Below are 12366 nucleotides of genomic sequence, written 5' to 3'. Positions count from 1 at the left end.
ACCTAATTGCACCATTAAACCGTATCCTACACAAACACCAACCGGCAAACAACTGACAATTATATTTATGTTTGCATTAAATATTCTTTTAGAGTCGGCCTCTATCGCGAAAATGAAATAGTTAAATCGTATTTTTTCGATGACGGCTCATTTTGGCTATGTTATATTATATTGATAAGTGAATTTTAATTTTGAATAAAAACTGATTAGGATGCGCAAAAAATAATGAAGAGTATCTTTTCTGATATTTTTAAATTCATCTCCGTTACAGGCATTGTCGCACTTGTCCTCTTTTCCTGTGGAAGCGAATACGAGGATAAGACCTACACGGCCACATCCACTAACACATCGACGAATACCACTACAGACACTGGCGGATACTGACCGCTTCATTACGGTTTTCCCGGCAAGGGGCCTAACTCAAGGGATCGCCAATATTCGGGAAATTTGTGATTCTGGATATCTGGGTATTGTTATTACATACAGAAGGATGCAGCCGATCTACCAGCTTCCTGAAAGCTTTTCCTTTTTCCGCCTGAACAGGGCTTTCTCCTTCAGTATCCAAAAGAGACTTTTCAGTCCACTAAAGGCCGCTTTCAGATCGTCGGCTGAACGGAGTCCAAGCGTCCTGCGAAATAGGAACCTCGGCCTTGTATAGAACTTCCTGAAAGCAAGGTTTCGCATCTCGGCCATCTCCCCCCTGCTCATGGAGTGCGGGACAAACGCCCCCCCCTGATAGGTGTACTCCGTAAGGTCGTCCGACATGGAGCCGTATTTCGCGATGTTGTCGTGCAGTTCCGTCCCCGGAAATGGTGTGAGGTAGTGGAAATTGACCACATCAGGGTCTATTTCGAGAGTGAAATCTATCGTTTTCTGGAGGTTTTCCCTTGTTTCCCCGGGAATTCCTATTAAAAACGGGGTAAATACCTTTAAACCGGCCTCTTTTGCTTCCCTGACCCCTTTTCTGACCTGTTCTACGGTGGTCCCTTTCCTGAGAGTATTCAGATTCGCCTGAACCCCGCTTTCAGCCCCAAAGAGTATTGCCCAGCACCCCGCTTCCTTGAAAGCCTTGAGAAGCGGTTTATCCACCTGGTTGACTATTGCCGAGGCAAACCAAGTGAAATCAAGCTTCCTTCGCTTTATCTCCGATGCTATCCGCATAGCCCTGTCGTAATCTGATGTGAAGGTATCGTCGATGAACTTTATCTCCCTGTACCCCGCCCTGAGACACGACTCAATCTCCTCCATGACATTCTCAACGCTCCTGTACCTGATGCCGCTCTTCCTCTCCCTGTCGAACTGGAAACAGAAAATGCACTTTCTGTCGCACCCTCTTGACGTCATCATCACCGCTACCGGCTTCCTTCTGTATGTCGCGGGGGCCGGGAGATATTTTTCGAAATCGCCAAGCAGTTCCCGGGCCGGAAAAGGGATGGAATCCAGGTCGTCTATCAGTTTCCGTTCGTTGTTGCTGACTATCTCCCCACTCTCCCTGTAAATAACCCCTTCCAATCCTGCGAGGCTCTCCCCCTTTTCAAGCCTCTTCACCAGTTCCGGAACTGTCACTTCCCCTTCACCTGTCACAACGGCGTCGATATCCTCCGCACCATTTAACGCTCCCCCTTTTGCCGCGGACGGGTAAGGCCCTCCGGCAGTGATAAAGACGTTGCTGGTTCTTTTCCTGATATCGGAAGCGAGGCGCACCGCCCCTTTCCACCCAAAGGCTGTGGAATATATTCCGGCGAAACCGGGTTTGAATTGATGCAGTTTTTCGAGAATCTCTTCATTCGAGAGGAACGCCCCATTCAGGAAGACCACATCATGCCCCGCGTTTTTCAGAACGGCCCCTACATACAGGGTCCCGAGTGGCTGCCAGTAGTTAATCTGGGATGATGCGGTTTTCTCCGGGAAAATATCGCCGGGTTGCCAGGGGGGTATTACCAGGGCACATTTCATTATTCATCTATACCGGCAAAAGGGATTCTTCCTTTACGCGCGGCCCTCTATCCAATATTGTTTCAGCCGCTATCAGTCCCGACTCTATTGCGCTATCCATATTTAGATACCGGAAGGTCCCCCCTCTCCCCGCGAGGTGAAGATTTGAGAAACAGCCGAGGTATCGCATGACCCTATCATAGCTCTCCCTGTACCCGACATCCAAAATAGGATAGGCGTAAGGCACTCTTACAACCTTGCTTCCTGCAACTTCCCTCTTCGAAATGAAATTGAGTTTCTCAAGCAGGTCGGCTGTATTCTCCGCGATCGTTTCATCCCTTTCCTTCCAGAGAGGTTCATCCCTGTTGCAGAAATACTCTGCAACTATGCTGGTGAATCCGGCAGGGGACATCGCGCGGCTCCAGTTGTTAGGTTCGTGGATCCTTCCTATCTTCACGTCCTTCTCAGGAAGATAGAGCCATGTGAGGTCGCTGACAGCGGGCTTCTCCAGCATCACCGCCGCAACTATAAGATCCCTGAATTTAAGCCTCTTCGCGGAAACAAGAATATCCTCCGGCGGAGCGGGATCCAGCATCCCTAAAAGCTCGGTAAGCGGGATTGTGGAAACAAAATCCCCCCCTTCCGCTTCAATCGTATCGCTTGCGGTTCTTACTTTAACGTACTTTACGGTGAAATTTTCGTGGAACACCTTCTCCACCCTCGCGCCTGAAAATACGGCGTTACCGTTTCCAAGCGACCGCATGAGATTATCCGATATCTCCCCGATCCCCGTTTCAGGATAGATGAAAGAGTCGGCAAGAGTATCTATGTCGCCCCCTGAAAACTTGAAGAATGCGTTCTTGAGGGCCGACCACATGGAAAGCCCTTTTATCCTCTGCGATACCCACTCCTGGCTTATCCTGCTACTCTCTATCCCCCAAACCTTTTCGCTGTATCCCTTGAAATAGAGGTTGAACATCTTCCGCCCGAATCTGCTTACAACCCAATCTTCAAGCGATCTTATCTCTTTTGGCGCGATACCGTTCATTGCCGTGGCGGCGATGTAGTCACCGAGAATTTGTAATGTTGTACGCAAACCGAGACCGAACACCGCATTTGCCGGCCTAAGGGGGTAGTCGAAATATTTCCCGAACATGTATATACTGCTTTTCCTCGGGACCGTCAGATAGCTGTCATTCAGGATCGACGATACGAAATCCATGATCCTCTTGTTTCGTGTTATAAACCTGTGTCCGCCGAGGTCGAATCTGAACCGGTTATGCTCAATGGTTCTCGCGAGGCCGCCAACGGTTTCACCCTCTTCGAACAGGGTAATATTGGCTGATGATTTCGAAAGGAGGTGGGCGGCGGAAAGCCCGGCAAGACCCCCGCCAAGAATTATATTCATGTTAAAACCGTAAAGTATCCATTCAGCAAGCCTCTCCGGTTCTGAGCGCTTCTGTCATGCCGAGTGATTATTTATAACCGGATGATTCAACCTTGTGCCCCGCATCAGTACCGGACACAAACGCGGACGAACTGTATCCAAGCAGGAAACCTAAAAATGCCATAACGATAATAATTACGATCCAGAGATCTCTGCTCATATATTCTCCCGGCAATATTCTGAGGAAATCAATCCTCTGATTTCTTTATTGACCAAATCAGTTTCCCGCCCTCTTCCTTTTTCTCGATAATTTCGTTCCCCTGTGATTCACACATTGAAGCGATCGATTCTCCTGAGGAGGGATTATCGAATATCACATTTATGACATCGCCGGGATTCACCTTTTCCAGCGATTTTTTTGTGTATAACTGCGGATGCGGGCATACGAATCCCTGAACATTGAGTTCGTACAACCCATCGCCTTTCTTTTCAAACGTCATCGCCATTTTGTATCCCTCCTATATTATCCGTTTATTTCATTAAAAAGCGGCCATCTCCTTCGCCATCTGCCGTTCCGTCCACCATGCAAAGAATTTGACTCCGATATATGCTCCGCCTATCATCCCAATGCCGAAGAACCAGCCGTTGGGATCGCCGTTTGCAGTCCTTACGAAAAACGCTCCTACGTTGCATCCAAGCCCTATCCTGGAGCCGACACCCATGAGAAAACCTCCGAGTATGGCCCATACAGCTAGTTCTCTTGTAGGCATTTTCAGCTTGAATTCATTATTGATAAGGGCAATGACAGCCGCGCCGAAAATAAGGGCGATCGACATCCACCCCGGCCCGTTCACGAGAGGATTCGGTATGCCGTTCACATATCCGAAAAATATGTTGTCCATCACATTTATTCCAAGTTTGTCCATTACCCATGCCGCCCACTGCCCCTCCTGTGAGGTCACATACCAGTAGCCGGGGTCGAATACCGTGCCATTGATCGACAACCCCGAATCCCATCCCATTTTTTTTAGCAGGGTTCCGCCGTTGTCTATGCCGAATTTTACTCGCAACCCCTGCATTACATATATATGAAGTCCAGCTGTCACTCCGAGCACCAAACCCGCAATCGAGGTCCTTTTAGATGAGATAACCATAGTCCAAAAGCCTTGAATGTCGTCTCTGAGGACCGGCTCAGCCCCCCTCTCCTTCTTAACCTTCTTCAGGTGCTGTTTCCTGGCCCAGAAATAATAGACGATGATAAGGAGAAGAACTGCCGGAACGGTTGTCCCTATCAGGAAATCTCCAAAGAATACACCTGAAAAACTTTCACTATCCATCCCCAGCATTTTTGAGATCCTGGTTGTGGGAAGATTCCAGATATGACCGGCAAGGAATTGATCTATCCATCCATCGTTTACAGTAATTGAATCTGGAAGGTTCTTGGTCAAGGCCGACTCGGCCCATTTTTTTGGAACGAAATAATTTGCAAAACCTCCAATGTCGACGAAAATCGCGAGAGTCGTCGCGAGTGAAATCACAACCAGCAGGGAGGTTCCATTCCCCTCACCCGTCTTGTAGAGCGAGCCGGAGGCGCAACCGCCGGCAAGAACCATCCCGACACCGAAAATCAGCCCAGCAATTATGGAATGGATCCCGAAAGGCGCGGAGTGGAAACCGCTCATCCCGGAGGCCATCACGAATGATGACACGAAACTGAAAAGTATCGTGGCGATCATAATGCCAACCACCATTCGCGGCACCCCTACCGCAAAAAGGTCGCGAAACGCTGATGAAAAGCAAAATCTGCCGTATTGCAGGCACATCCCGTATATGAAGCCGAACCATATGTAGGCGACGAAATACATGTTGTACTCGTCATATAAAAGAGCGATCACACTCCCTATTGAAAAAATGGAGAGGATGACGATTATCCATTTTCTTCTTATGCTTTCGTCCACCTGTTATCTTCCCTCCGCATTATTTGAGTCGCGCAAATGAGCCCCACTTGAAAAAACCCAGTGTAAACGCCAATGTCGTTCCTGCTCTATTTCGTATTCAGCAAGCTGGAACACGATTCGCATTTCAGGCAATCGACTATTCAACATCCCCTGTTTGCGGTATCAGAATACCATGTTTTATATTTCCCGATGAAGGAAATATCTGCCGGGGTTATCCAATCATCTTATATTTTTCCTCACTCAAGAACACTCTTTCCCGAAAATGGTCACATATGTTTTAAATTTAAAAGCATTTGTCGACTTTTCGAAAAGAGCCAAAGTCCCATGCTCTTCGAGGTTATTAATAATTTCTATAGGCGCCTCAATAAGTTTTTCGCTCGATACAACGGCTATTGGAAGTTTTTCATCAGGAGAGATCCTCCTTGCGAACTTCCCCCAGTCGGGCGCCCAGGTGAACCTCAGTGACGATGCCTGAGCTTCATCATCGGCCCTCATCTCCATGTTCGGAATATTTACCATCTCCTTATCGCTGAATATGTCGAGAAGCGGTATTGCTATCTCCGTATTAGCCTTGGAATTTTTTTGCGGCAATATATAAACGCCTACCGAACCGCATTTAAGCGTATCGATAAATTCCCCAGCATCCTTTATATTGGCTGTGCTTATCGACCCGAGGAACGGAAGATATAGCAGGTAAAAAATGGCCAGCGAAACGGACACTATCCCAAATCCGGCAAACCGCCTCACTTCTCTCTCCCCCAGGCTGCACACTCCACAGGAAGCCGCCAAGGCAAGCATCGGAAAAAGAGGGAGCAGATACCGTATCCTTTTTAGTTCCAGCAGGAACGCGATCACTGCTATCCAGAGAACGACAAGAAACTTTTTATCCCTTTCCCTATAGGATGTATAGGCGCCTATCAGGGAAAATATCGCAAGAAAGGGGGAAACCTGAAAAAGGAAGGTTGATACATGGCTCTCTCCCCAAGAATCGAGCCTTGGAGCCTGATACTCCATGAACAGTCTTGCCTGCTTTAATATCGTCTCCCCCATACCGAGAACGGCAAGAGATGCCAACAGGAGAAGAGCGGCAGATACCAGGGCCACCCTTTTAAGCACAACTTTTGCCTCATGGTCGCTTATAACAAAGGCGAGTGCAGGCAAAGGGGCAAGGAGGAGTATCGCGGAGTATTTCGTCAACACAGCTAGAAATATCATAAAAGGCGACAACAAAAGATATTGTGTGCTCCCCTCTCGAACCGCGATGATAAAAACGTAGTATGAAGCGGTGGTCATGAACATCGTCGGGATATCCACCATCATCAGCGGAACCTGCGTAAGGAGATAGGGAATAGCTAGCAGAAACAGGCCTGCGTAAAAACCCCGCTCCTCGTCCCAAAGCTCCTTTCCAATAAGAAATGTAATTACGACAGTCGATGAGAAGAGAACCATGTTGAAAAGCTGAACATATATTCTCTCTTCCCCGAACAGACTGAAAAGCAAACCGTATATCATCGGGACAAGAGGCATATCTGTCCATACAGGTATTCCGCCCCCCCATTCGCTTAAAAAATATCCGGCCCCATACATCTCCAGGTGCTTTGCTTCAAGAAAATACCTCCCCGCGTCCAAGATGATTTCAGGCATCCCCATAGCCGGCACAGCGGCAAAAAATGAGAGTGCAAACAGAAAAGTGCGCGGATATCTGCCGGGAGATTCCAGCTTTGAAACCATAAACGCCACGGCAAGAGCAAGTACTAAAAATAGATATACCTCCCCCATTTCCGCGCCGTAGAATACCCATCCCCATCGAGCCAGGGTGTTATCGTCGAATCTCCTGAAGATGAACTGAATAAATACCGACACTATTATGAGGATCGCCGATAGAACGATCTTGTCATCTGATTTTAGTTTCATCCTGCCAATCCCCTCTGCTTCCACTCCGAAATCGCCCGCTGTTAGATCTGCATATATTCCCGTGCAAGCGCCGGGTAGGATGCGGGATTAAAAAGGGTGTTCATCATCGTATAGCACTCATGCGTGCAGAAACAGCCCTTCTCCCCTATCTCGGCGACGATCTCCCTACCCTTTGGACCATTGAGCATTTTCCTGATGTCATATCCGCTCTCGCGCACGTTCCCAATCCTGCTATTGAACGATTCGCAAGGATATACGTCTCCAGTTTCCGTAAGCACTGCGGTAAGTTTTCCGGCGTAGCATTCCGTATGCTTCACCTTCTCCTTCGCTGTGGCGTAGATCAGCCTACGCTGTACGATATCCTGCGCGGTCTTAAGCCTTGCTCCGCTGAAACCGTACACGCCGCGCTTCTCGTTCTTGTGCGAAAACTCCAGCTTCCCTATGGTTTCATTATATTTTTCGAGGTCGACATTTTTCAGCGATTCATCGGAGAGATCGCCCCTTGCGAGCGAAACGGTATGGGTTCGCACCCCTTTCATGCCTTTTACGAAATCGAGGATATCCCCCATCCTCTCCTGATTCGCGGAGGTAAATACCGTGTTCACACCCAGATCGATGTTTCTGTACCTCTCCTGAAGTTTCGCAAGCATCTCGCATGTCATTAATGTTTTTTCGAACGCCCCTTTCACGCCGCGGAGCGCATCGTTCTCCTCTCCAATACCGTCGATGGAAAGTTTCACCACGATATTGCTCTTTTCACAGGCGCGGAGAATCTCCTCCGTCTTTTCGGCTATCACTTCCGGCAAAAGACCGTTCGTCGGCAGAAGAATGAATGTCGGCCTGTTCTCCCTGTAAAATATCTTTGCTATCTCCGCGATATCGCTCCGCAGGAATATTTCACCGCCGGAAAACGCCAGCCAGAGGAGTGAGCCAAGTGACGACGATATTTTTTCGATTTCTGCGAGCGACAACTCGTTACCGTTTTCTTGTCTTGAAGGATCATCTTCGCCACGCGAAACAGAGTATTCCACATTGGCAGAGCGCAAATGAAACTCGCCGCGGCGAGTCTCCTCCTTCATGCTGCCCCTCCTCCCCTTTGAGAGATAAAAGCAGTGGCCGCATTCAGCGTTGCATCTCCTCGTGACGAAAAAGGTAAACTGGATCGGCCTTCGCTTCCAGATCACCGAGCTCATATGCCGGAATGGTGAATATTTCATCCTTGAGCGCTCCTCCGTTCTCCAAGGAGATATTCTACCACCCCGGCAAAAGCTCCGGCTCCAACGGCGAGAGGATATAGCGTCAGATAATATAGCGCGGAGCCAAGACCGAACAATTTCCCGCCCGCGCGGAAGAAGGAGGAAAGAATCCCCCTGCTGATATAGATGTTCAATGCCTGAAGAGCGGCAATAAAATTTAAATATCCGAAGCCCCCTTGCGCAAGGAGCAACAAAGACAGAATTAGCGCGGCGACATCCGCTTTCAATTCAATTGAAGCTGTTCCCGAATCGGCAAAGAGATCCCTGTTTCCGATTGAATAGACGACCCAGTACCTGCTTTTCCTGAAGGCGTTTTTAAGCGATCTGAATAAATTGAAATTAAAGATATGCCCCACTTTCATCTCGGGATCTATGCGAAGCCTCGCCCCGCTCCTCCGCAACCTGTGGCTGAATTCCACATCTTCTACTATCGGCAAGCGGTTATCCCTGAACCCGCCGTGCTCCCTGAAGAGCCGGGCCGGCATCGCCATCGCGTGCGACGCGACATAGTCAGGATTGTCGGCATGCTTTGTTTCCGAATAGTTTATGAAGAGCGATTGAAAATCTGAAAAGAAGCGTCGGTCGTAAGACAACTCCGTATATGTCCCGCCGAGAACGATTTCCTCATTTACATCCTTGATAGAGTTCAGGATCAGGCCGAGCAGACCCGGCGTAAAAACGCAATCTGCGTCAGTAAAGAAGAGTATCTCACCCTTAGCCTGAGACGCCCCTGCGTTGCGCGCCTTTGCCGCGCCGGAATGTACCGGCAACGTGATGACTCTGCACGGAAACTTTCCGGCAATATCGGCAGTGCCGTCCTCCGACGCGTCGTCCACAACTATTACCTCAATGGAAAACCTCCCCTCACTCTCCCCCGATTTCGAAACGTGATTCTCATTTCCTCTCCCCTCTGCATACGAAGCGGAGTCCCCGCTTCCTTTCCCCTCCTTAGCGAAGCTATGAGGAGGGGTGCAGGGGTGGTGCTCAATCTCTTGGCGGTCATCCGCGATTAACTCTTCAAGGCATACGGCCAGCGTAGCTTCGGCGTTACGCGCGGGGATGATAATGGATATCAGTGGAGGCATCCGCTGAGTATACAGAAGAGCGTCAGCCCTTTAAAGGTCTCTGCATGCTCCGGGATACATATATGGACGGGGAATGCACATTTCGTTTAGCCATTGGTACAAATAGCGGGATGAACTTCGGGATTCCGCTGAAAGCCCTCTTCCGAAATGAAGGAGAGAGCTTCCAGCGGTTTCCAAAAAAACCTACTTGAAGTCGTAGGCCCAGACGGTTCCATTCACGTCACCCATGAAGATCATGTTGCCGTCGAAGTTCGGCTTACCGCCGGATTCGATCCCGAGCGGCGCGTTCCAGAGGAAAGCCCCCGTCGCCCTGTCGATTGCGATAATATTATGGGTACCTAACAAAAACGCATATACTACATCTCCGACAACCACCGGGGACTGCGTGTTGTAGTTCATCGGCTTGCATCCTGTCCGGTATTCCCAGACTTTCACTCCGGTCTGGTTGTCTATCCTGTAGACCCTGTTGTTTGCCGAGCCGACATAAATTTCATCTCCCGCGCCGGCGAATTCATGCGACCAGTTGCCTGTGTAAAACCTCCATGCTTCCACCCCGTCAGTTTGGCGTATGCCGACGACGTAATCCTCATAGCCGAGGTAGCTTGTAATACCGCCATTGGAATAAAGCGTTTTCACCCGCCCATCGCCAGAGTGAAACGTCCAGTCGACGATGCAGTTCCCCACCTGGCAGGAGGCCAGATCCAGCCCATATGCCCACAATTTATGCCCTTCGTTATCTTCGTTCGGCGGCCCGTCCCAAATACCGGCAAGATACAATTTCGCCCCTTCTATACTGGGAGTACCCAGCCAGTAGTTATCTGATGTATAAGTCCATTTTGTCACGCCGGTTACGGCGTCCACGGCGTGGAGAACCGCTTTTCTATCCCGTAATATCCATGAATACGCCTCCGGGATATAGAGTGTTCCGTCCTTGAGAAGTGGCATGCGAACTTTGTACTGCAAGCCTGTGGTCAGCGATTTTTCCCAACGGATCGAGCCGTCCGCCGCATTTAGCGCGTAATATTTGTATACCGGGCCCGCTATATACAAAATACCGTCAGTCGGATTGACTATCAGGCTTTTCGGGAAGTCGGGTTCCTTTGTGATAGTACCCGGAACTTGAAACGACCAGTTCAGGCTCCCTGTCGTCCTGTCCAGTGCATACAGCGTATTGTTTTCGGAAACCGCAAAAACCTGGTTCCCCATCACGATTGGGGGATAATTTATTTTCCACAGCCCTGTTTCAAACTTCCATTTGAAATTCACATGCGGGTGAGTCCCTTCCATGACCGCGGAATTGTCCTCGTTACATTTTTCCGGCGTGTCGCTGTTTGTATCTGTCTGTGTACCTGTATCGGTTCCTGTACCTGTATCGGTATTTGTATCTGTCGTCACGTCCGTTTTGTTCCTGTTGTCGTTGACTCCACAGGAAAAAAGGGAGAGTGTGAGGGTCAGCATCGCCAATATAATTTGATTTCTCATTTTTTCAATTCCCGCCGTTCCCGATTTCAGCATAAAAGATGTCAGAGTCATTTCTTGTTCCCTCCTGCCAGACAAGCCCTATTTTATCGCTGTCGGTCAGCGCTATCTCGTAGCCGAGGGAATTCGCTTCCGTCTCGACAAGTTTAACTACATCCGACCATTTTCCATTTTCGCCGCTAATGTAATAGATATCGTAGTTGTCAACCCCGCTCATTTCGTTCCAGAACAGGTGCAACCGCCCCTTTGAGTCCAGAAGAACTTTTTCAACATTTGATCTTTTACCCGTAGATGTGATGGCGGCCGCCTCCGTCCATTTGCCGTTTTCCCTGGAAGTGTAAAAAATATCTTCCCCATTGCCGGTATTCGAGAGAAAGAAAGCGTGAAGAACGCCTTTCCCGTCCATTACAACCCGGCCAAGCGCGGTGAATTTCGTTCCGGCGGCGATATTGACCGGTTCGCTCCATTTCCCGTCTTTCCCCTTATGCCTGTATTCGATCCCTTGCTCTGTGGCGGAATGGTGGTAAACTATATGAACCACTCTGTTTTTGTCGACGAACAGCGAAGGGAGCCAATCGCTCGCATTATTTTTCTTCGAGAGGGGCTCGCGTTTCCCCCATTTCCCCCCTTCGTTCAGGAGATAATAGATCGCCGCGTTATGGCCAAAATAGACGTTCCACGCAACATGGATGTTTTCATCACCGTCCAGCACAAGCGTAGGAGGATAGACGTTGTCGAGCCCTTCCGAGAGGTTCTTCGGCCGGGACCACCCGCTTTCATCCAGTTTCGCGTAATAGGCGTAGTAGCCCTCTTCCTCCCCCTCCGGTTTCCCCCTGAAGGCGATATGAACCGCCCCTTTTGAATCGGCGGCCATCGCCAGCGACATGATCCTTCCGCCGTAAAGCCCTTCCGTATTCACGGGTTCCCACAAGTCCGAACCCGGTTTTTTCTTTTTTATGGTGATTTCGCTTTTAGCGATGGATGTTTCCACCCATCCGGCGTATGTATTGCCAGATTTGTCTATCGCTATTGCCGGAGCTATGGAACTGCCGTAGTTATCCGATATGTTCACGCCGTTTGCCACCCGTTTTGGAAGGGAGGATACCGCGGGTTTTTGAGGTTCCTGTATTACCTTTTCTGCCATGCCTGCGCCGGAATTCCGAGCCGCATCGCGGCTTGATATTCCGGAGCCTTCGCCTCTGAGAAGGTATCCCCCTGATAAACCCAAGGCCAACGCGATAAACGCAGTGATTATATTTTTTTTGTCCATTCTATACCGCCTGCCACCCGTAAAATATTTTGGTTCCTGTAAGGTTAAAAAAAAAGCCCCCCCCCTTTTTCAGGGAGGGGGC

General features: G+C 49.4%; 11 protein-coding genes. 1 reads left to right on the top strand and 10 read right to left on the bottom strand.

Annotated elements, in window-relative coordinates; genetic code table 11:
* The first annotated feature begins 225 nt into the window (after window positions 1-225).
* Window positions 226-384: a hypothetical protein gene (locus tag OEY64_03465; protein ID MDH5542005.1), complete on the top strand. Its 159-nt coding sequence runs from the start codon at window positions 226-228 to the stop codon at window positions 382-384.
* A gap of 117 nt (window positions 385-501) precedes the next feature.
* Here the strand turns inward: OEY64_03465 and OEY64_03460 are convergent, their stop codons facing one another.
* The 10 genes from OEY64_03460 to OEY64_03415 all read right to left on the bottom strand — a co-directional run bounded on the left by OEY64_03460 (window position 502) and on the right by OEY64_03415 (window position 12284).
* Complete coding sequence (locus tag OEY64_03460) at window positions 502-1956, bottom strand: B12-binding domain-containing radical SAM protein (protein MDH5542004.1); 1455 nt, start codon at window positions 1954-1956, stop codon at window positions 502-504.
* Window positions 1957-1963: 7 nt separating this feature from the next.
* On the bottom strand, window positions 1964-3343 hold the full coding sequence (locus OEY64_03455) for an FAD-dependent oxidoreductase (protein ID MDH5542003.1): 1380 nt from the start codon (window positions 3341-3343) through the stop codon (window positions 1964-1966).
* A 67-nt stretch (window positions 3344-3410) separates the two neighbouring features.
* Window positions 3411-3542, bottom strand: coding sequence for a hypothetical protein (locus tag OEY64_03450; protein ID MDH5542002.1), 132 nt, complete (start codon window positions 3540-3542; stop codon window positions 3411-3413).
* A 28-nt stretch (window positions 3543-3570) separates the two neighbouring features.
* A complete protein-coding gene (locus OEY64_03445; protein ID MDH5542001.1) occupies window positions 3571-3828 on the bottom strand; it encodes a sulfurtransferase TusA family protein in 258 nt (85 codons plus the stop codon).
* A gap of 33 nt (window positions 3829-3861) precedes the next feature.
* Window positions 3862-5280, bottom strand: a complete 1419-nt coding sequence (locus OEY64_03440; GenBank protein MDH5542000.1) for a YeeE/YedE family protein — start codon at window positions 5278-5280, stop codon at window positions 3862-3864.
* A 240-nt stretch (window positions 5281-5520) separates the two neighbouring features.
* On the bottom strand, window positions 5521-7194 hold the full coding sequence (locus tag OEY64_03435; protein ID MDH5541999.1) for a glycosyltransferase family 39 protein: 1674 nt from the start codon (window positions 7192-7194) through the stop codon (window positions 5521-5523).
* A 41-nt stretch (window positions 7195-7235) separates the two neighbouring features.
* Window positions 7236-8411 carry a radical SAM protein gene (locus tag OEY64_03430; protein MDH5541998.1) on the bottom strand — a complete coding sequence of 392 codons (1176 nt, stop codon included), beginning with the start codon at window positions 8409-8411 and terminating at the stop codon, window positions 7236-7238.
* The gene (locus tag OEY64_03425) at window positions 8408-9535 is read right to left on the bottom strand and encodes a glycosyltransferase (GenBank protein ID MDH5541997.1); all 1128 of its coding nucleotides are present in this window, start codon (window positions 9533-9535) and stop codon (window positions 8408-8410) included. The genes OEY64_03430 and OEY64_03425 overlap by 4 nt, the downstream gene beginning before the upstream one ends.
* Before the next feature lie 183 nt (window positions 9536-9718).
* Window positions 9719-11017: a PQQ-binding-like beta-propeller repeat protein gene (locus OEY64_03420; GenBank protein MDH5541996.1), complete on the bottom strand. Its 1299-nt coding sequence runs from the start codon at window positions 11015-11017 to the stop codon at window positions 9719-9721.
* Between the two features lie 4 nt (window positions 11018-11021).
* A complete protein-coding gene (locus OEY64_03415) occupies window positions 11022-12284 on the bottom strand; it encodes a glycoside hydrolase (protein ID MDH5541995.1) in 1263 nt (420 codons plus the stop codon).
* Window positions 12285-12366 lie beyond the last annotated feature (82 nt).

The sequence above is a fragment of the Nitrospinota bacterium genome (assembly GCA_029881495.1).
GTDB lineage: Bacteria > Nitrospinota_A > UBA7883 > JACRGQ01 > JACRGQ01 > JAOUMJ01.
Note: the sequence above shows the minus strand (reverse complement) of the source record. Positions and strands in the feature narration are given on the sequence as shown.

Bases quoted from the DNA above. Each gene is read 5' to 3' on its own strand.
- OEY64_03465 (MDH5542005.1), top strand. From the start codon at position 226: ATGAAGAGTATCTTTTCTGATATTTTTAAATTCATCTCCGTTACAGGC.
- OEY64_03460 (MDH5542004.1), bottom strand. From the start codon at position 1,956: ATGAAATGTGCCCTGGTAATACCCCCCTGGCAACCCGGCGATATTTTC.
- OEY64_03455 (MDH5542003.1), bottom strand. From the start codon at position 3,343: ATGAATATAATTCTTGGCGGGGGTCTTGCCGGGCTTTCCGCCGCCCAC.
- OEY64_03450 (MDH5542002.1), bottom strand. From the start codon at position 3,542: ATGAGCAGAGATCTCTGGATCGTAATTATTATCGTTATGGCATTTTTA.
- OEY64_03445 (MDH5542001.1), bottom strand. From the start codon at position 3,828: ATGGCGATGACGTTTGAAAAGAAAGGCGATGGGTTGTACGAACTCAAT.
- OEY64_03435 (MDH5541999.1), bottom strand. From the start codon at position 7,194: ATGAAACTAAAATCAGATGACAAGATCGTTCTATCGGCGATCCTCATA.
- OEY64_03430 (MDH5541998.1), bottom strand. From the start codon at position 8,411: ATGAAATATTCACCATTCCGGCATATGAGCTCGGTGATCTGGAAGCGA.
- OEY64_03425 (MDH5541997.1), bottom strand. From the start codon at position 9,535: ATGCCTCCACTGATATCCATTATCATCCCCGCGCGTAACGCCGAAGCT.
- OEY64_03420 (MDH5541996.1), bottom strand. From the start codon at position 11,017: ATGAGAAATCAAATTATATTGGCGATGCTGACCCTCACACTCTCCCTT.
- OEY64_03415 (MDH5541995.1), bottom strand. From the start codon at position 12,284: ATGGACAAAAAAAATATAATCACTGCGTTTATCGCGTTGGCCTTGGGT.